The sequence below is a fragment of the Sporosarcina sp. FSL K6-1508 genome (assembly GCF_038007465.1).
GTDB classification, from domain to species: domain Bacteria; phylum Bacillota; class Bacilli; order Bacillales_A; family Planococcaceae; genus Sporosarcina; species Sporosarcina psychrophila_B.
Map to the genome: position 1 here is coordinate 902,423 of NZ_JBBOXF010000001.1, position 17,959 is coordinate 920,381.

At 42.6% G+C, this 17,959-nt stretch carries 17 protein-coding genes and 1 other annotated feature; of the genes, 13 read left to right on the plus strand and 4 right to left on the minus strand.

The features are described from left to right. Window positions 1-111: 111 nt before the first annotated feature. Complete coding sequence (locus MKZ11_RS04180) at window positions 112-1,227, minus strand: IS4 family transposase (RefSeq protein WP_340792764.1); 1,116 nt, start codon at window positions 1,225-1,227, stop codon at window positions 112-114. 232 nt (window positions 1,228-1,459) lie between these two features. Between MKZ11_RS04180 and MKZ11_RS04185 the strand changes: the two genes are divergently transcribed. From MKZ11_RS04185 to MKZ11_RS04200, 4 genes are all read left to right on the plus strand, one after another. After that, window positions 1,460-2,104 carry a LytTR family DNA-binding domain-containing protein gene (locus MKZ11_RS04185; protein WP_340792765.1) on the plus strand — a complete coding sequence of 215 codons (645 nt, stop codon included), beginning with the start codon at window positions 1,460-1,462 and terminating at the stop codon, window positions 2,102-2,104. 274 nt (window positions 2,105-2,378) lie between these two features. Beyond that, on the plus strand, window positions 2,379-3,893 hold the full coding sequence (locus MKZ11_RS04190; protein ID WP_340792766.1) for an acetyl-CoA hydrolase/transferase family protein: 1,515 nt from the start codon (window positions 2,379-2,381) through the stop codon (window positions 3,891-3,893). 359 nt (window positions 3,894-4,252) lie between these two features. Next, on the plus strand, window positions 4,253-4,960 hold the full coding sequence (locus MKZ11_RS04195; protein ID WP_338654321.1) for a sulfite exporter TauE/SafE family protein: 708 nt from the start codon (window positions 4,253-4,255) through the stop codon (window positions 4,958-4,960). 31 nt (window positions 4,961-4,991) lie between these two features. After that, complete coding sequence (locus tag MKZ11_RS04200) at window positions 4,992-5,609, plus strand: NAD(P)-dependent oxidoreductase (RefSeq protein ID WP_340792767.1); 618 nt, start codon at window positions 4,992-4,994, stop codon at window positions 5,607-5,609. Window positions 5,610-6,053: 444 nt separating this feature from the next. Here MKZ11_RS04200 and MKZ11_RS04205 read toward each other — a convergent pair whose 3' ends face one another. Beyond that, window positions 6,054-6,425 carry a VOC family protein gene (locus tag MKZ11_RS04205; protein ID WP_340792768.1) on the minus strand — a complete coding sequence of 124 codons (372 nt, stop codon included), beginning with the start codon at window positions 6,423-6,425 and terminating at the stop codon, window positions 6,054-6,056. Between the two features lie 80 nt (window positions 6,426-6,505). On the opposite strand from MKZ11_RS04205, the gene MKZ11_RS04210 reads away from it, so the two are divergent. Then, window positions 6,506-7,189 (plus strand): GNAT family N-acetyltransferase, encoded by a 684-nt coding sequence (locus MKZ11_RS04210; protein ID WP_340792769.1) that lies wholly within the window; start codon window positions 6,506-6,508, stop codon window positions 7,187-7,189. Window positions 7,190-7,264: 75 nt separating this feature from the next. Here the strand turns inward: MKZ11_RS04210 and mgtE are convergent, their stop codons facing one another. After that, on the minus strand, window positions 7,265-8,623 hold the full coding sequence (mgtE, locus tag MKZ11_RS04215; RefSeq protein ID WP_340792770.1) for a magnesium transporter: 1,359 nt from the start codon (window positions 8,621-8,623) through the stop codon (window positions 7,265-7,267). A gap of 156 nt (window positions 8,624-8,779) precedes the next feature. On the opposite strand from mgtE, the gene dacB reads away from it, so the two are divergent. The 4 genes from dacB (at window position 8,780) to MKZ11_RS04235 (ending at window position 12,732) form a co-directional block, all read left to right on the plus strand. Further along, window positions 8,780-10,324, plus strand: a complete 1,545-nt coding sequence (dacB, locus tag MKZ11_RS04220) for a D-alanyl-D-alanine carboxypeptidase/D-alanyl-D-alanine endopeptidase (RefSeq protein WP_340792771.1) — start codon at window positions 8,780-8,782, stop codon at window positions 10,322-10,324. Window positions 10,325-10,457: 133 nt separating this feature from the next. After that, complete coding sequence (locus tag MKZ11_RS04225) at window positions 10,458-11,285, plus strand: transporter substrate-binding domain-containing protein (protein WP_340792772.1); 828 nt, start codon at window positions 10,458-10,460, stop codon at window positions 11,283-11,285. Window positions 11,286-11,325: 40 nt separating this feature from the next. Beyond that, window positions 11,326-11,994, plus strand: coding sequence for an amino acid ABC transporter permease (locus MKZ11_RS04230; protein WP_340792773.1), 669 nt, complete (start codon window positions 11,326-11,328; stop codon window positions 11,992-11,994). Window positions 11,995-12,006: 12 nt separating this feature from the next. Then, on the plus strand, window positions 12,007-12,732 hold the full coding sequence (locus MKZ11_RS04235) for an amino acid ABC transporter ATP-binding protein (protein ID WP_340792774.1): 726 nt from the start codon (window positions 12,007-12,009) through the stop codon (window positions 12,730-12,732). A 99-nt stretch (window positions 12,733-12,831) separates the two neighbouring features. Here MKZ11_RS04235 and rluF read toward each other — a convergent pair whose 3' ends face one another. Next, the gene (rluF, locus tag MKZ11_RS04240) at window positions 12,832-13,536 is read right to left on the minus strand and encodes a 23S rRNA pseudouridine(2604) synthase RluF (protein ID WP_340792775.1); all 705 of its coding nucleotides are present in this window, start codon (window positions 13,534-13,536) and stop codon (window positions 12,832-12,834) included. Between the two features lie 272 nt (window positions 13,537-13,808). After that, window positions 13,809-14,035: a binding site (T-box leader), on the plus strand. A 67-nt stretch (window positions 14,036-14,102) separates the two neighbouring features. Between rluF and MKZ11_RS04245 the strand changes: the two genes are divergently transcribed. From MKZ11_RS04245 to MKZ11_RS04260, 4 genes are read left to right on the plus strand one after another with little or no spacing between them, the layout of a single operon-like run. After that, window positions 14,103-15,476 (plus strand): anthranilate synthase component I family protein, encoded by a 1,374-nt coding sequence (locus MKZ11_RS04245; RefSeq protein WP_340792776.1) that lies wholly within the window; start codon window positions 14,103-14,105, stop codon window positions 15,474-15,476. A gap of 55 nt (window positions 15,477-15,531) precedes the next feature. Beyond that, window positions 15,532-16,563: an anthranilate phosphoribosyltransferase gene (trpD, locus tag MKZ11_RS04250; RefSeq protein WP_340792777.1), complete on the plus strand. Its 1,032-nt coding sequence runs from the start codon at window positions 15,532-15,534 to the stop codon at window positions 16,561-16,563. Continuing rightward, the gene (gene trpC, locus MKZ11_RS04255; RefSeq protein ID WP_340792778.1) at window positions 16,560-17,348 is read left to right on the plus strand and encodes an indole-3-glycerol phosphate synthase TrpC; all 789 of its coding nucleotides are present in this window, start codon (window positions 16,560-16,562) and stop codon (window positions 17,346-17,348) included. The genes trpD and trpC overlap by 4 nt, the downstream gene beginning before the upstream one ends. Further along, entirely contained in the window at window positions 17,345-17,959 is a 615-nt protein-coding gene (locus MKZ11_RS04260; RefSeq protein ID WP_340792779.1) for a phosphoribosylanthranilate isomerase, read from the plus strand. The genes trpC and MKZ11_RS04260 overlap by 4 nt, the downstream gene beginning before the upstream one ends.

Consider the following 17,959-nt stretch of genomic DNA (forward strand, 5'->3'; position numbering starts at 1 on the left):
ACTATTTATTTTTACGGCGTTGAGCCAAAAAGATATACACTCCAATAAAGGTGGTCCGTCCATTTGGTTTTTATTTACAATTAGACATTTGCGGCAACGACAGTTTAGTTGTTACGGGACTGCTGTCCCTTTGATTTTACGAATCCAAATATGTGCAGGTTTCCAAAGAGAAGCCTTTAAATAGCGACTAATTTTCAAGATTTTATGTTTACTCCGTGTCTTTATTTGCACCAACACATTCAAGCAATATACGATGAGTGCGATATATACCTGATTATGAATGGCCCATTCGCTTTGACCATAGAACTTTTTGATGTTCAAATGTTGTTTGATCCATTTAAAAAACAGTTCAATTGCCCAGCGTGATTTGTACATCTCGGAGATTTCGTCTGCACTCAGGTCAAACCGATTGGTGATGAGTTGTAGTTCATTCCCTTTCGAGTCTATTACTTTGAGTAAGCGAAAGATGTTTTCAGCACGATTTTGAGTTGTACCAATCAACACCGCTTGATCCGATAATACCGTTGTGCCTTCTGGCAATTGGAAGTCTTCACATTCATGGATTACTGCATTTTTACGTAGTCTGGATAAGAAAAAGTAGCCGTCATCTGTCATGCGATCGAAACGTTCGTAATCTAAATATCCACGGTCGAAAACATACATGCATTCCTTGTCATCAACCATGACTTCAAGCTGATTACGATCATGTTCATTCGCTGTTGTAAGCACAGCTTTTTCAGGATAGGACGTTCCTTTTTCCATAAACACAAGACGTAAATGAAGCTTTACCCCAGCTTTCGTTTTGCGGAATTTAGCCCATCGGTGATTGGTTAAATTGAGTGGCAATGTGCTCGAATCAATGATTTTTAAAGGCATAGTGATTTTGGCATAATTTGTTTTTTGATGAATTTGCGCGACTAAATCAAGAAAAAGTTGTTGAAATAGCACGGGATTCATTCCATTGAGCCTGCGGGATAATTGAGAAACGCTTATAGAATCAAGGTTTGTGCTGACTTGAAGATGTTTATTAAAAAGACAATCACTCAGCGCGTGCAGACTTTCCGTTTCATGAAGCTGTGCAAAAAGCAGTAATTTTAAGAATGAATCTGTCGTAAGTTTCTTCGTATAAGCATCTAATCTCATTGTTTTCACGTTTTCTTCAACTAATTGAATATTAATAGGTGAAAACCATTGTCCAAATGAAGTTTTTCGTGTAATCTTGTCCATGAGTAGTTCCTTTTTTAGTGGATTTGGACGGGTTACCACCTGACTTTATCCATTATAAAGGAATTTTTTTATGCAGAAAATAAAGTTAGTGAACATTTCGGGAACTTTTTATATTGAATATATTTTAATGCAACACTAGTGATTAATTATAAATTCATATAAAAAAATATCTAGTATAATAGAGAGAACGAAAAAATTAAATCGTGAAATGAATATACAAGGAGTCATAAAGATGGAAAATTTAAGCCTTAGTGCACTTTTAGATGTGATTGGTGAAGTGTTTTCAGATGAGATCTCTATAGTCGTATCGAATACGGAAGAGTACCTCTATTATCTTCCCAGCAAGCGGGTCGATTTGAAAATTAGACCGGGCGATCCGGTAAAAGAAGGGACGATTGCACAGAAGGCAATTACTCAGAAACAAAAAGTGTCCGAGTTCATCAATCGCGATGTGTTCGGTGTCCCTTATCATGGTATGGCTGTTCCATTTTATCATGATGGAAAACTGGAGGGCTGTGTAACTGCGATATACCCGGCCTACACAGATGGGAAATCTGTTGTTACTGTTAAGACATATGACGGATGGATTCCTGTCCCTTTTGAGAGCGTAAAATATGTCGAAGTGAAAGAACGGAAAACATATGTTGTGGCAGAGGGCTTTTTAGGGACCCACAAGAACACTTTACAAGAATTTGAATATTTGTTGCCCCGCGAGTCATTTGTACGATGCCATCGCTCCTTTATCGTAAATGTCCACCATATAAAGGGGATTTATCCTGATATGCACTCGACTTTTGTCTTGGAAATGGATAATGGAACAAGGATTCCGGTCAGTCAATCGTATTCCAGTTACTTTCGTAAGCTCCTTGGGTTTTAACTTGAATCTGCGAAAGCGGACTAAACTCACCGCATCCTGAGGCAATAAGGAGGGAGGCTGTTCAATCCCTCTCTGTTGCACCCTTAGATCAAACATGCACGCAAGCATAATTCAAAATACGATCACCATTTTGTCGGAGAGTACTTGAATCATGCTGCTCCAATCAAGTATTTAAGTACTTTACCCGAAAATTCCTTATCCAACACCTAATTCCTCCTACATGTAAGAGCTTACGTTAAAATTAACTAAAAGTTATGAAAAGAGGCATCTGTGGATGGAAACTCATATGGATCGAATTAAAAATGTTCAGTTGAGGGATGTCGTTGTCCCGCCGGAAGAAGCGGCATCTTGGATTAAAGACGGTATGACGCTTGGATTAAGCGGGTTTACACGCGCGGGTGACGCGAAAGCCGTTCCACTGGCATTGGTGAAACGTGCAGAAACGGAAGCGTTCAAAGTAAATGTTTTTACAGGCGCCTCATTAGGGTCTGACATCGATCGACTGTTTGCTGAAGCAGACATTATACATAAAAGATTACCGTTTCAAGCTGATCCGACGATGCGGAAAAAAATTAATGACGGTGAGCTTCTGTTTGTGGATCATCATTTGTCGCATACCGCGGAACTTATTCGTGCTGAAGTTGTCGAGCCAATTGACTTTGCAATTTTGGAAGCGGTTTCAATAACGGAAGACGGAATGATTATTCCAACGACCTCGGTCGGTAACTCATTGACGTTCGCGCAACATGCAAAAGCAATTATTATAGAAATTAATATGGCGCAGTCTACGCAATTGGAAGGGCTGCATGATTTATACGATCCGGGTAAACAGGGTGAAAGGTCGCCGATTCAGTTAATGAATGTAGATGACCGTATTGGTACGATTGGAATTCCTATTGACATGAAAAAGGTAAAAGGAATCGTCTTCACAGATCAACTGGATTCTCCTTCTACGATTGTAGCGCCTGATCAAGAAACAGAAATTATGGCAGAGCATTTATTAACATTCCTTCGTACTGAGGTTCAAGCGGGGCGATTGACTGAACGTCTGGCACCATTACAGTCAGGAATTGGATCGGTAGCGAATGCAGTTCTTCACGGAATGATCAACTCAGAGTTCAAGGATTTAGAAGTGTATTCAGAAGTACTGCAGGATTCTGTGTTTGATTTGATTGATGCAGGAAAAGTCCGATTTGCTTCTTGCGCTTCGATTACATTATCCGAAAAGAAGATGGATCAAGTCTTTAATAATTTTGAACAATACCGAGACAAAATTATCATGCGCCCGCAGGAAATTTCGAATCATCCAGAAATCATCCGCCGTCTAGGCTTGATTTCCATCAATACAGCACTTGAATTGGATATCTATGGAAATGTCAACTCGACGCATGTTTCAGGAACGAAAATGATGAATGGCATCGGTGGTTCGGGTGACTTTGCTCGCAATGCACGCCTCGCTATTTTCGTAACAAAGTCAACGGCAAAAGGCGGTAATATTTCAAGTATCGTTCCGTTTGTTTCGCACGTTGACCACACTGAGCATGACGTTGATATTATCGTGACAGAGCAAGGCTATGCAGATTTACGCGGGCTTGCACCAAGGGAACGTGTTGAACTCATCATTGAACGTTGCGCACATCCGACGTACCGCGGACAACTTCGCGCGTACTACAAAGAGGCGCTTGAAAGAGGCGGTCAAACCCCGCATGTCTTGGAAAAAGCATTTTCATGGCATACAAATTTAGCGAAGAACGGCACGATGCGCGAGTTTGTTGAGAAGTTGGTTTAGTAAACAAATAGAAAAAGGGTTGCCCAATTGAGGGTAACCCTTTTTCTATTTTTATAGTGGGGGCTATTTGATCGGGTAGCTAGCATATAAGCTATAAGCTTGCCAACCGATCAAATAGCATGAGAGACCGCTCATATAAGCTTGCCAACCGATCAAATAGCATGAGAGATCGCTCATATAAACTTGCCAACCGATCAAATAGCATGAGAGACCGCTCATATAAACTTGCCAACCGATCAAATAGCATGAGAGACCGCTCATATAAGCTTGCCAACCAAACATATAGCGTGTACGACTGAGCATATATCGCGTTACAATTAATCTGATACACTTGAAGTGATAGAGAAAGCGGTGTTAGAATGACAATTTTCATATTTATTAGCATTATACTTTTTGCATCCATTTTACAGACAAGTACAGGATTTGGTTTTTCGATCATGGCGACACCTTTTCTACTCATGATTTTCAATCCGATGGAGGCCATTCAGATAAACCTAGTTTTGTCGCTTGTTATTTCAAGCGCACTTATTGCCAAAATACGTAAAGATGTGGACACAGACCTATTAAAAAAGTTGATAATCGGGAGCTTATCTGGACTGCCAATTGGTATCATTTTGTTCATTTCGGCGGATATCAACAAATTGAAAACGGGCATAGGCATTGTTCTTCTTTTGCTAACACTGCTGCTTGTCCTGAACCTTCGAATTAAGAGAACTAAACGTGGGGACTTTGTTGTTGGCGGATTATCCGGTACATTGACGACAGGAATTGGCATGCCAGGTCCGCCGCTTTTACTCTACTTTGCAGGAACTGCTATGCAAAAAGAAACATTACGTGCAACGACACTCGCGTTTTATTTATTCATTTATTCCGTTAGTCTACTCATTCAAGTGCTTTTTGTTGGTACAACTAAAGGTATCTGGACCTCAATCGGAATGGCACTGCCGCTAGTATTTGCTGGATTGTATCTAGGACAACTACTATTCCGTCATATCAGTCAAAAGACCTTTCGGATTTTCACATATGGCATTTTACTATTTACGGGCGTTTATTTATTAATAAAATGAGAAAGTTATTTATAGAATGGAGATGTTTCTTATGAAAATCGCATTGTTTGGAGCAACAGGGCGCGTAGGTGGAGAAGTCCTAAAATTAGCATTGGTAGAAGGGCATGAAGTGACGGTACTTGTCCGTTCACCTGAGAAATTGGAACGACATGATAGGTTAACGATTATCCAAGGTGATGTCCGTGATGTTGTAGCAGTTTCGAATGCCGTTGCTGGAATGGACGTTGTATTCAGTTCGTTAGGTACAGACCAGACAACAACGTTGACTGAGGCAGTTCCTCATATGATAAGAGCGATGGAGGATACAGGAATTAATCGGCTAGTCACAATTGGGACAGCGGGCATCTTGCAAAGTAAGATTAATCCCGAAAAACTGCGTTATGAAGCTGGAGATACAAATCGCCGGCTAACTTTTGCGGCGGAGGAGCACCATAAAGTGTATGACATGCTGCGTCAATCGGGGCTTGAGTGGACAATTGTCTGCCCTACTTATTTACCGGATGGTGTGGCAGTGGGTGACTACAGAACTGAGCGCGACTTGTTGCCAGAGGACGGTAAACAAATATCCGTTGGTGATACAGCTGCTTTTGCTTACGATGAACTACTGCAAGGCAATAATATCGGTTTTCGTGTAGGAATTTCATATTAATAAACAGAGTAGTACTGTCGTTGTCAGTGCTATTTTTGCTCGGAAAAGCATCACTCTTTTATGGAGTGATGCTTTTTATTTGGAAAATAAAAAGTTACTTTGCTGGCCACAATAGTAACAATGTTTCATGTGAAACACTTTGTTGTTAACCCCATAGTAACGGGCAAAACCCCCCATCCCGATTGAAGTTTCACTTTATAAATTAGTTCCAAAAAATGGCTGAAATGAAAATGAAGATCATCCGTTATTCTTCTTTCCCAAGCAACTGCAATTTTTACTTGAACGTTGTAACCACTCTTGTCTCTCGGTGAAACTGTCGTGATTATTTAGCCAAAAGTGAGGCGGAAACGTACTAGTCTAAATGAAGACCTTATTATTATCTTATTTAAGAAAATGGTTAATCAACAGACGTGGAATAAGTGAGTAGTATATTTCATTAAATAGTTATACTGCTATTTCACTCATCAGCGCATGCGTATTCCCCTCAGTATCATTGAAAAACACCATCCACGTTTCTGTGGAGTCCATTTTTGCGACGATATGCGGTTTATCGATAAATGAAACTCCTTTTTCTTTCATCTGACTATAGCTTTGTTTGATGTCATCTACTTGAAAATAAAGGACTGAACTTGCGTTTGTGAATTGTTCTGTTTCGGGCAGACTAAGCATTAAACGGACGTCATCGCAGTCGAAGAAAGCCATTGTATCCGTGTTGAATAAAAGTGGTAGTTCAAGCAAATCTTTATAAAATGAAATAGCCCGATCGATATCATTTATAGGTATGCCAATCTGGCCAATATTTTTCAATTTTGTCATAAATAGTCCCGCTATTCAGTCATCTCTTTATTTAGTATAGCATATCGATTTTTTATTTAACGAAATGGAGGAGCAAGTAGATGGACGTTCTTTATAGTGGTTCGTTGAAAGAAGGTCACCCGTTTTATATACGAAGATTGTATTTGGAAGATCTTGAGGCGATTTTACATGTACAAAAAGAAATACTCCATGTCCTTGATAATCCAAGTTCATTATCTTCACTGTCAAAAAAAGAGTATGAATATATTTTGACCGGCGGCGGTAAGATGGTAGGAGTATTTGCAGATGGCTGGCTTGTTGCATTCCGTGCGCTACTTGTGCCAGGTGCGGATGAAGAACATCTCGGTTCAGATGTGGGACTCGATTCAACAGAATTGGGCTCTGTCATTTACCAGGAAATATCGAATGTATCCCCTCGGTATCGTGGACATCGCTTGCAAAAGATTATGGCGGAAGTTTTAATGGAGCAATTGAGAAAAGAGGACTATAAATATGTCTGCGCGACAGTGGCACCATTCAATATTGCAAGTTTAAAGGACAAGTTTGCACAGCAGATGGAAATAGCCGCGTTAAAAAAGAAGTATGGCGGATTGTTGCGTTATGTTTTTGTAAAACAACTTCATAGAGAAGGGGAAGAGCGGAAAGAAGAGCAATTCATCCCAATGCAAGATACTAAATCTCAGCAAGATCTTTTAGAAGATGGGTGGCGAGGAACAGACATTTCTGGAGGCCCTGATGGATGGCTAGTGCGTTATTGTAAATAGGAAGTTTAGCCACTTTCGTAACAATTTAAAAAGGAGCGACTTCACCCAATCGAGTAAAGTCGCTTCCTCATCGTTTTACATCAATTTTGAAATGAACATCGTCGCAATTCCGAAATAAATCAAAAGCGACAATATATCGTTGATGGTAGTAATAAGCGGACCCGATGCAACTGCAGGATCTACTTTGAATTTGTGCAAGATAAGCGGAATGATAGTCCCCGCCAGCGTTCCGATAATAAGTGTGATAAGTAAAGAAGAGCCGACAACAAGGCCAAGTACAAAACTGCCTTGCCAAGTATAAGCAATAATCGAAATAACAACGGAACATACAATACCGATAATAATGCCGACTAACAGTTCTCGGAAAATAAGTTTTAACATTTTTTTCGTATCAAGATCTTCAGAAACAAGGCCACGCACGACGACAGCAAGTGATTGTGTTCCAGTATTTCCGGTCATGCCGGCAATCATAGGCATGAAGAAGGCGAGCGCGACAACGGCCTCAAGCGTCGCTTCAAAACGAGAGATAATGCTGCCGGAAACAAGTCCAATGAATAGCAGTAAAATTAGCCATGGCAAACGTCTTCGGGCAGCGACTAACGGTTTCGTTCTGAAGTCAATTGCTTTCCCGGAGGCGAGTAGCATTTCAATATCTTCGTTTGCTTCCCGGACGACAATATCAAGGACGTCATCCACCGTGATGATACCGAGCAGAACACCTTCGTCATCAGTGACCGGCATGGAGATGAAATCGTAACGACCAATAATTTTAGCTACTTCTTCTTGCTTGGTCAGCACGCCTACTTTCACGACGTTCTGTGACATGATTTTTTCTATCTTAGCGTTGGGTTCTGCAAGTAACAGATCGCGGTAAGAGACAACACCGATAAGTTTTTTGTCATCGTCAATGACATACAGATAATTCAAGTACTCTGCAAGTGCAGAGTAACTCTTCAGTTTTTTCACTGCACGCTCCACTGAATACGATTGATGAATCCATACGAAACGATTTGTCATTACACGACCGGCAGTTTTTTGCGGGTAATTCATGATCTGCCGGATGATGTCCATTTCTTCTTGTTTCATTTCAGCAATTAATGCATCCGTCTCATTTTGGGAGAGTCCAGATAACAGGAAGGCAAGGTCATCATTTTTCATAAGGTCTAAAATATCCGTAGAACGGGCAGGCCCGATTGTTCGTAAAGCATGAAGCTGATCATCCTGTGATAAGTGGCGTAATAATCCAGTTAATTCATCCAATGTAAGGAATTCTAAAAATAATGGCCGATGTTTCACAGGTAAATGTTTATACTGGTTTGCAATATCGAACGGTTTTAATTCCTTGATGATTTCATGGAACGTCTCTTTTTTTCCATCTTTCAATACTTGAATTAACGCAGTTGGGATGCCGTTCTCAAGATCTTTATGAGCCAACGTATACACCTCTCTTTAAAAGTGATGAGAGATGGATCAGTGTACTGCCGTTTCTCTCTCTATACCTTTATCCCCCATTCCATTCATCGGAAAACCATTTTCGTTTGTTTCATCCAAAGTAAAAACGTACTTAACTACCAGGGAGGCGAAGACGGTTTGAAAAAAAGCCAACTATTGAAATTGTTAGGTGTACTAGTGGTCGTTGTAACGATTGTCTTGTTTGTAAATAGATTTAACGACAAGGATAACCAGAACCATACTACCGCCCCGGACATTACTGCAGTGCCTGTTGCTAAAATTGATATCCCCCGTGAACCGTATGATTTCCATGCTATTGATGAAATTCTGAACGACCCTAGACTGCAAGGTGCGACAGCTACGCTGAGTATACGTGAGGCATCTACCGGAAATATTATCTATTCCCATCTAGGCGATACACGAGTCCATCCCGCCTCCGTTATGAAGTTACTGACAGGTGCGGCGGCGCTTGAAACACTTGGAGAGGAGCATATGTTCAAAACCGAGTTGTATATGGATGGACAAGTGAAGGATGGCGTACTGCGTGGCAATCTCTATTTAAAAGGGAGAGGCGACCCGACGTTGACACAGAATGATCTGAAGGCATTCGTATCCGAGTTAAAAGCGAAGGGAATCAGCTCTATCGCTGGAAACGTATACGGGGATGACACTTGGTATGATGACATAAGACTATCCCAAGATCTGAATTGGTCCGACGAACCCTATTATACAGGCTCCCAAGTGTCCGCACTGACACTGTCGCCAAATGACGATTATGACGCGGGCACGGTCATCGTTGAAGTAACCCCTTCTAAGAAATCGGGACAAGCGGGGAAAGTCGCCATGGTACCGGCGAATAACTACCTGACAATCGTCAACAAGACGCAAACAATAGCTAAAAAAGGCAGTAAGAGCATTACAGTTGAACGGCAACATGGCTCCAATACTCTCATCGTTTCCGGGACGATTCCGCTAGGCGCAAAAAAAATACGCAGCTGGTCATCGATCTGGGAACCGACAGACTATGCGGCAACTATTTTCAAGGATGCAATCGAACAACAAGGCATTACTTTTGTGGGGACACCGAAAGTCGAGCGTAAAAGAGTTTCCAAAGGGGCCACATTACTGACGTCAAAAAAATCAATACCGCTAAAAGAATTATTCATCCCCTTTATGAAATTAAGTAATAACGGACATGCCGAAGTACTGGTCAAAGAGATGGGACGTACGATGGGTGGAGAAGGCAGTTGGGATAAAGGGCTTTCAGTCGTAGAAGGTACGCTCGCTAATCTGGGGGTTGACACAAAAAACATGCTACTTCGCGATGGATCAGGTATGTCCCATAAAAATCTCGTCACGGCGAATGAAGTGACAAAACTGCTCTACACAGCACAGACAAAACCATGGTATCCAGCATTTCAGAAGGCGCTCCCCGTAGCGGGAAATGAAGAACGGTTTGTTGGAGGGACATTGCGCAATCGCATGAAAGGGACAGCGGCAGCGGGTAATGTCCAAGCCAAAACGGGAGCATTGAACGGAGTTACCGCGTTGTCGGGCTATGTTAAAACAAAAGACGGAGAAAAACTTGCGTTTTCTATTATGATTAATAACTATTTGAATGACACGACGCCTGAAATTCTAGACAGAATTGCTATTATACTTGCGAGTTATCAGTCAAAGTGAACTACCAAGTATGCAATGAAATGCATACTCCGTGAATATTTATGTTTAGCAGGAAAGGAATAGGGTACGAGATAGAGAGTAATCTAAAAAAACCGAAAACGTTCGGGATGATTAAAAAGGGGAGTATTTTATTATGGGGAAGTTGAAATCATTATTTCTATTGTTGACTGTTTCAATGCTCGTATTATCGGCATGCGGGACCAAGAAGGATGCCGGAGAAGAAAAAAGTGACGGCGACGGAAGCTATGAACTTATGAAAAAAGGAAGTCTGACGTTTGCCGCAAGCGGCGTTTATAAGCCATTTAACTTTGAGGAAAAAGGGGAATTAACTGGTTTTGATATCGAGATTGGTGAGGCGATTGCTGACAAGATGGGTTTAAAACCAAACCCTGTGACAAATCCTTTTGAAACAATCATGCAGGGACTCATCGGTAAAAAGTTCGATGCAATCATCGGATCGATGGCTTATACAAAAGAGCGCGCAAAACAGGCAAACTTTACTGAGCCTTATTACTACTCAGGCGGAATGATTTTTGTATCGGAAGATAATACGGACATAATGTCCGACGCTGATTTGAAAGGCAAAAAGATCGGAGTTGTGGCTCAATCTACATACGAAAAGCCGGCACAAACCCTTTCGGACGATATCCAATATTACAGCAGTGATGTTGTTGCACTGAAGGATTTGACTATAGAAGGTCGTCTCGATGCGGTTATCACGGCTGATATTGTTGGCTATGAAGCAATTGATAATGATTTTAAAATTAAGGAAGTCGGAAAGCCGCTATGGGTAGAGCAGCCATCCATCGCCGTCCGACCTGACAATGATGCATTAAGAGAAGCAATTGATAAAGCGTTGAAAGAAATAATTGAAGATGGCACGTATGAGGAAATATCGAAGAAATGGTTCGATCGGAATCTGCTAGACCTTGATCTGGAAGGTGTGGAGCTTTTAGAATGAATGACTCTACAGACTTGACTACGGAAAGAGGGAATAACTAGTGCCAGAGATATTTACAACACTTTATGAGGTATTCATACGAACGTACCCAGGTTTTTTAAAGGCAGCACTTATCACCTTGGAAATTACAGCAATTGCCCTCGTGCTGGGTACTGCACTAGGTATCATCTTTGCTTTAATGAAAATATCCAAATCAAAAATTTTGCAGGCAATCGCAAACCTGTATATTACACTAATCAGGGGGACTCCGCTGATTGTCCAAATCATGTTTCTCTATTACGGAATTACGAATATCGTCATCCTTTCGAATTTCTGGGCCGGTGCAATTGCGCTGGGTATTCATAATGGTGCTTATATCGCGGAAATTTTCCGGGGCGCCATACAGGGAATTGATCGCGGGCAAGAAGAAGCAAGTCTTGCGGTTGGTATGAACCGTCGGCAAGCAATGCGGAGAATTATTTTTCCGCAAGCGCTTCGCCGTGCGATTCCGCCACTTGGAAATCAGTTCATCATTACCATGAAAGATTCATCACTTGTATACGTTATCGGTGTTTCGGAAATGTTCGGACTGGCAAACAGGGAGGCGGCAGCATCATTCCAACCCTTTGAAACATTCCTGGTCGTCGGAGTGTATTATCTTGTACTCGTGCTAATCTTCTCTGCACTGCTGAAATGGTATGAGAAAAAGCTGGATGTTGACAGTATATGAGGAGGAAATTAAATGATTAAAACAAAAAACCTCCACAAGTCATTCGACGATCTTGAAGTGCTAAAAGGAATCGACCTTGACGTGGAAGCTGGGGAAGTTGTCGTACTCATTGGAGTCAGCGGCTCAGGTAAAAGCACGTTGCTTCGCTGTCTGAACTTCCTTGAAATGCCCAATGAAGGTGAAATTACAATTGATGGACGACTAGTCGATCTGAAGAAAGAGGACTTATCGAATGTGCGTGCCGAAGTAGGTATGGTATTCCAGCACTTTAATCTTTTCCCACATAAGACAGTGCTTGAAAACATAACGGAGGCACCCATCATTGTCAAAAAGATCAAGAAGGAACGGGCAGAGAAGGAGGCGCTTGTTATCTTGGAAAAAGTCGGCTTGTCTGATAAAGCAGACGTCTATCCAAGCAAATTATCAGGCGGTCAAAAACAGCGTGTCGCCATCGCCCGTGCACTCGCGATGGAACCAAAAGCGCTCTTGTTTGACGAACCAACATCAGCGCTTGACCCCGAACTTGTCGGAGAAGTGCTCCAAGTAATGCAAGACCTCGCAAATGATGGAATGACGATGGTCGTCGTCACTCATGAAATGAAATTTGCAAAAGAAGTAGCAGACCGGATTGTTATGCTGGACGAAGGCTGTATTATTGAAAACGCAGATCCGCATACATTCTTCAACCATTCGACCAACGAACGGACGCGCCAATTTTTAGAGATGGTTGACGTATAAGGTAGTGAATAGAAAAACTGTCCTACACCAGTTAATAGGTGTGGGACAGTTTTTTTGATTAGTAACAGTGTCTAGCAGGCGCCTTGCGCTTTTCTTTTGTCAGCGTTTCGGTTCATAATTCAACATCTTGAACATTTCCGACAGTTCTTCTTTGGTCAAGTCGCGCCACTGACCATTTGGCAGGTCACCTAGATGGATGTTCATAATCCGCGTTCGTTGCAGTTTCCGTACATTATAGCCGAGTGCAGAACACATGCGGCGGATTTGGCGATTTAAACCTTGCGTCAATGTCATGTTGAATTTACGTGGTCCAAGTTGTTTAACTTTGCATGGTTTTGTCACTGTATCTAAAATCGGGACGCCTGACTCCATCTGCCTGATGAATTCTTTTGTAATTGGCTGATCGACCGTAACAATATATTCCTTTTCATGGCCATTCTCTTCGCGCAGGATTTCATTGACGATATCGCCGTCATTTGTAAGAAGAAGAAGCCCATCCGAGTCTTTGTCGAGGCGTCCGATATGGAAAATACGCAGCGGATGGTTGATGAAGTCGACAACATTGCCTTTGATATGACGTTCTGTCGTGCTTGTAATGCCAACGGGTTTGTTAAGTGCGAGATAGACGAGTTGCTCCTCAGTCTTCACAAGTTTCCCGTCTGCATGAACTTCGTCACCAGCTTCGACCTTACTGCCTAACTCAGCAGGGAGTCCGTTAATTGTAATGCGTCCATCCTCAATCCACTTATCTGCTCCACGGCGGGAGACGATTCCGGCTTCGCTTAAGTATTTATTGATTCTCATTTATGTCATCCTATCCAAGAAATTTCTTTCCTCCATTGTAGCGCGTCTAAGGGAAATGTTCAAAATCATGAAGCCGGAGTTGCCATTAAAGCCGAAAAATTGTAATTACGCAAAAAGAAGATGCCTTGATTTCAAGTCATCGATGAATAAAACAGAAGAGGTTGACAATTAATTCTTCTTGTACTACGATGGGAATAACATTTTTTAAGAGACGGGCAGAAGGTACCGAGAGCGGTGCCGCCCACGATAGAAGAGATGAGAAGAGCATAGCTGAGAAATTATTGATTAAGAAGAGTAGCATGGGTGCGCGATTATAGAGAGTCGGTGGGTGGTGAAAACCGATTTGCGGCCAGTGTGAATGGACTTATGAGAGCCTATTTGAGTAATTATTCAAGTAGGACGTGAGATCCCACGTTACGGGATGTGTCTTTAAGGCACGCTAAGTGGAAGCAGGAATGCTTCAATTAGAGGTGGCAACGCGGTAAATTCCGTCCTCTGCAATCGGACTCCTATGTCCTTTTGCAGGGGACTTTTTTATTCCCAAAAAAGAGGAGAGTTGAGCTGAGATGAGTAGAGAACAGACGAGTTTACGGACGACAATGAAGAAATTAAATGGGGATTCGTTAACTCCCATATTGATTTTCAGAAGAATGCAGGGTCAACGAAAGTTTTTATTAGAAAGTTCTTCGAAGCATGAGGGTTCTGGGCGATATTCTTTCCTTGGGATGGATCCCCTGAAATCCTACAGCGGACGCAATGGAAGACTTGATGAACACGTTTATGCTACGGGCAAGAAATATGTACACGAGGGCGATTTGTTTGTGCTGTTGAAACGATTGATGCCGCGAGTTACGGATGATATTGAATTTCCTTTCACAGGCGGAGCGGTCGGCTACGTCGGTTACGGGGCGGGTTCCGACAGGGTGACGCGTTCCTACGATGATATGGGATTCCCGGATGTTAATTTCAATATTTATGAAACCATTATTATTTTCGATCATGTGTTGAATGAAGTGATATTGCTGCATACAGAAATTAATCCAGAACAAAGTACGCCTGATTTGGACGCATTGGCAGAAAGTATATTGTCCGGACCAGAAAAAGAAGAGTCAGCTTTTGCGCTATCGGATTATAGCTGTTCTGTCACGCAACAACAGTTTGAAGACTTGGTACGCGGTGCAAAAGAGTATATCGAGCAAGGAGAAGCAGAGCAAATCGTGCTGTCTAGACGTTTAGTAGCGGACTTTAACGGTGATCCGTTTTCATTATACCGAAAGCTAAGAAAACGGAATCCTTCACCTTATATGTATTATATGGAATTTGATGATCACATCGTTGTGGGCACATCCCCGGAAAGTATCGTGAGTGTATCGAATGGCAAAGTGATGACGAATCCGATTGCAGGGACACGCCGGCGCGGTATAGATAAGGCGGAAGATATAGCACTTGAAAAAGAGTTGTTGGCGGATCCGAAAGAACTTTCGGAACACGATATGTTGGTCGAGCTTGGACGGAATGACTTGAAAAAAGTGTGCCTTCCAGATTCGGTTCAAGTCACGAGTTATATGGAAGTCGTCCGTTACGAGCATGTTATGCATATTGTATCGGAAGCAGAGGGAATATTGTCTCCCGTGTTGCATTCATTGGACGCGTTAACGGCATGTCTTCCGGCGGGTACGGTAACAGGTACACCGAAAAAACGAGCAATGGAATTGATTGATGAATTGGAGAAAATGGACCGGGGTATTTACGGGGGAGCAATCGGTTATATCGGCTTCAATGGCAATATGGATTTTGCGTTGACGATTCGAACGATGGTCGTGAAAGACGGAAAAGCTTATGTTCAGGCAGGAGCAGGCATCGTTCAAGCGTCAGATCCGACAGCGGAATTCATGGAGACGGTCAACAAAGCCAAGTCTTTATTAGAAGTTGTTAACTAATTCAAGGATGAATAGATTGTAAGAAAGAGCTTAGTAGAGCAGAGGAGAGATTGAGATGAGAGGTTTTGTTAGACGAGTAGAGATGGGCGAGCATTTGATGTATGAAGAAATGGTGGAAGCTTCTAAGTTGATGTTCGATGAACAAACAGAATCGCAGGACGTAGTCGATTTCCTAGTTGCATTGTCACAAAAAGAAGAAACAGCCCATGAAGTTGCGGCTCTTGCTGCAGTCATGAAATCATTTGCACTTCGAGTAAATGTTGCGCGGGAAACATTTATGGATAACTGCGGAACAGGCGGGGATGGCTCAAATACTTTCAATATCAGTACGGCGTCCGCGTTCGTTTTGGCGGGAGCGGGAGCATCTATCGCTAAGCATGGTAATCGGAAAGTTTCGAGTGCTGCAGGAAGTTCAGATGTATTGGAAGCCCTTGGCGTTCATATAGACTTCAGCTTAGATGAAACCATCGAACTGCTTCAACAGGAAGGGATCACCTTCTTATATGCACCAAATGTTCATCCGAAAATGAAACGAATCGGAGCAATCCGGCAGCAAATTGGCAAGCCGACAATCTTCAATCTGGTAGGGCCTTTGACAAATCCAATCCCATTGAAAACACAGTTCACGGGTATTAACAGACCGGACTTCACGATGGAATATGCATCCGTATTGCGCATGCTTGGTAGAGAGCGGGCAATTGTCGTATCGGGAGCGGGTGGAATGGACGAAGCGTCACTTGCGGGACAAAATGCATTTGTTCTTCTTGATAAAGGCGATTTGATCCCATTTTCGCTGACAGCAGATGATGTGGGGCTTGGATATGCCCCAATTTCAGCTATACGTGGAGGCGACGCGAAGGAAAATGCAGCAACAATTCGGGCGGTTTTTAATGGACGACGCGGTCCTCATTTCGATACGGTCGTTTTTAATGCAGGCATCGGATTATTTGCAAATGGGCGAGCAGGGACAATTCAAGAGGGCGTCAAACAGGCGACTGACAGTATTTTATCTGGAAAAGCGTTGCAAAAGCTCGATGCTGTTGTAGCATTCAGTTCGAAAATCGGTATAAAGGCGGTGGCAAGATGACGATTTTGGATGAAATTTTACAAGAGAAACGACGTGAAGTACAGCAATTGCTAACACAACCGAGCGTGTTGCGGGAAGGTCGACCATCGCGCCCTTCTTTATTCAAAAGACTATACAACACAGAGCATTTGCAAGTCATTGCAGAAATGAAGCGTGCATCACCTTCCAAGGGACTTATCGCGGAAGGTGCGGATCCAGTTGCACAGGCTATTTCTTACTATAACGCGGACGCAGCGTGCATATCTGTATTGACGGATAGTCATTTCTTTAAGGGTTCTTTCGAGGACTTAGCAGCCGTGGCGGATAATGTTCCGATTCCATTGCTATGCAAAGACTTTATTGTCCATACCGTACAGATTGATCATGCAAAAAGTGCTGGTGCATCTGTCATTCTACTGATTGTTGCTGCTCTCACGGATGAAGAACTCAGCAATCTACATGCCTATGCTGTGGCATCTGGACTCGAAGTACTTGTGGAAGTACATGACGGAGCAGAACTGAAACGTGCAATCGCCATCGACGCGAAACTGATAGGCGTCAACAATCGGGATCTTCACACATTTAAAGTCGATCTAAAGAAGACTGAGGAGATTGCAGCTCTGTTTCCATTTGATGAGGAACGTGTGCTCATTAGCGAAAGCGGTATCTGGGAAACAGAAGATGCGTTATTCGTTGCGGATGCCGGTGCAAGTGCAGTCCTAGTGGGCGAATCGCTTATGCGAAGCGGTGCAGTCGATATAGCCATCCATTCACTTCAAGTCGCGTTATCCAGAGCAGTCCGATGACGAAAGTAAAAATTTGCGGACTACTGGAAAAGGAACATGTGAAAATGGCGGTCGACGCAGGAGTGGACGCCATAGGTTTTGTCTTCGCACCGAGCAAGCGACAAGTGACGATTGCCAAGGCACAAATGTTGGCAGAGAATATTCCGCCTGAGGTAATGAAAATTGGTGTATTTGTAGACGATTCACGGGCATTTATCGAAAAGACCTATCGAGAAGTGCCATTAGATTTTGTTCAATACCATGGAAATGAAAGCCCTGATTTCATTAATAAAATCGGACTTCCTTCCATTAAAGTGATATCAGTTCACAGCAGTGAAGATATAAAGCAGGCTGCACAATATGAGGCGGACTACTTTTTGTTCGATACACCTGGAACGGACTATAAAGGCGGCAGTGGAAGAATATTCGATTGGCAACTGATGAGAGAGTGCGATGTACAGTCGGATAGCATCATTCTCGCAGGGGGACTGAATGCGGAAAATGTCGGTGAAGCAATCCGGACTGTACAGCCATACATGGTGGATGTTTCAAGCGGCGTGGAAGTTATGGGAAGAAAAGATGAGAACTTAATGCGCACATTTATTAAGGTGGTCAAAGAGGAGGAGAGATGA

What these genes read in the sequence shown, in the direction of transcription:
- MKZ11_RS04190 (WP_340792766.1), top strand. Translation starts at nt 2,379, where the DNA reads ATGGAAACTCATATGGATCGAATTAAAAATGTTCAGTTGAGGGATGTC.
- MKZ11_RS04185 (WP_340792765.1), top strand. Translation starts at nt 1,460, where the DNA reads ATGGAAAATTTAAGCCTTAGTGCACTTTTAGATGTGATTGGTGAAGTG.
- MKZ11_RS04205 (WP_340792768.1), bottom strand. Translation starts at nt 6,425, where the DNA reads ATGACAAAATTGAAAAATATTGGCCAGATTGGCATACCTATAAATGAT.
- MKZ11_RS04195 (WP_338654321.1), top strand. Translation starts at nt 4,253, where the DNA reads ATGACAATTTTCATATTTATTAGCATTATACTTTTTGCATCCATTTTA.
- trpD (WP_340792777.1), top strand. Translation starts at nt 15,532, where the DNA reads ATGAGAGGTTTTGTTAGACGAGTAGAGATGGGCGAGCATTTGATGTAT.
- rluF (WP_340792775.1), bottom strand. Translation starts at nt 13,536, where the DNA reads ATGAGAATCAATAAATACTTAAGCGAAGCCGGAATCGTCTCCCGCCGT.
- MKZ11_RS04225 (WP_340792772.1), top strand. Translation starts at nt 10,458, where the DNA reads ATGGGGAAGTTGAAATCATTATTTCTATTGTTGACTGTTTCAATGCTC.
- MKZ11_RS04245 (WP_340792776.1), top strand. Translation starts at nt 14,103, where the DNA reads ATGAGTAGAGAACAGACGAGTTTACGGACGACAATGAAGAAATTAAAT.
- trpC (WP_340792778.1), top strand. Translation starts at nt 16,560, where the DNA reads ATGACGATTTTGGATGAAATTTTACAAGAGAAACGACGTGAAGTACAG.
- MKZ11_RS04180 (WP_340792764.1), bottom strand. Translation starts at nt 1,227, where the DNA reads ATGGACAAGATTACACGAAAAACTTCATTTGGACAATGGTTTTCACCT.
- MKZ11_RS04210 (WP_340792769.1), top strand. Translation starts at nt 6,506, where the DNA reads ATGGACGTTCTTTATAGTGGTTCGTTGAAAGAAGGTCACCCGTTTTAT.
- MKZ11_RS04200 (WP_340792767.1), top strand. Translation starts at nt 4,992, where the DNA reads ATGAAAATCGCATTGTTTGGAGCAACAGGGCGCGTAGGTGGAGAAGTC.
- MKZ11_RS04260 (WP_340792779.1), top strand. Translation starts at nt 17,345, where the DNA reads ATGACGAAAGTAAAAATTTGCGGACTACTGGAAAAGGAACATGTGAAA.
- MKZ11_RS04235 (WP_340792774.1), top strand. Translation starts at nt 12,007, where the DNA reads ATGATTAAAACAAAAAACCTCCACAAGTCATTCGACGATCTTGAAGTG.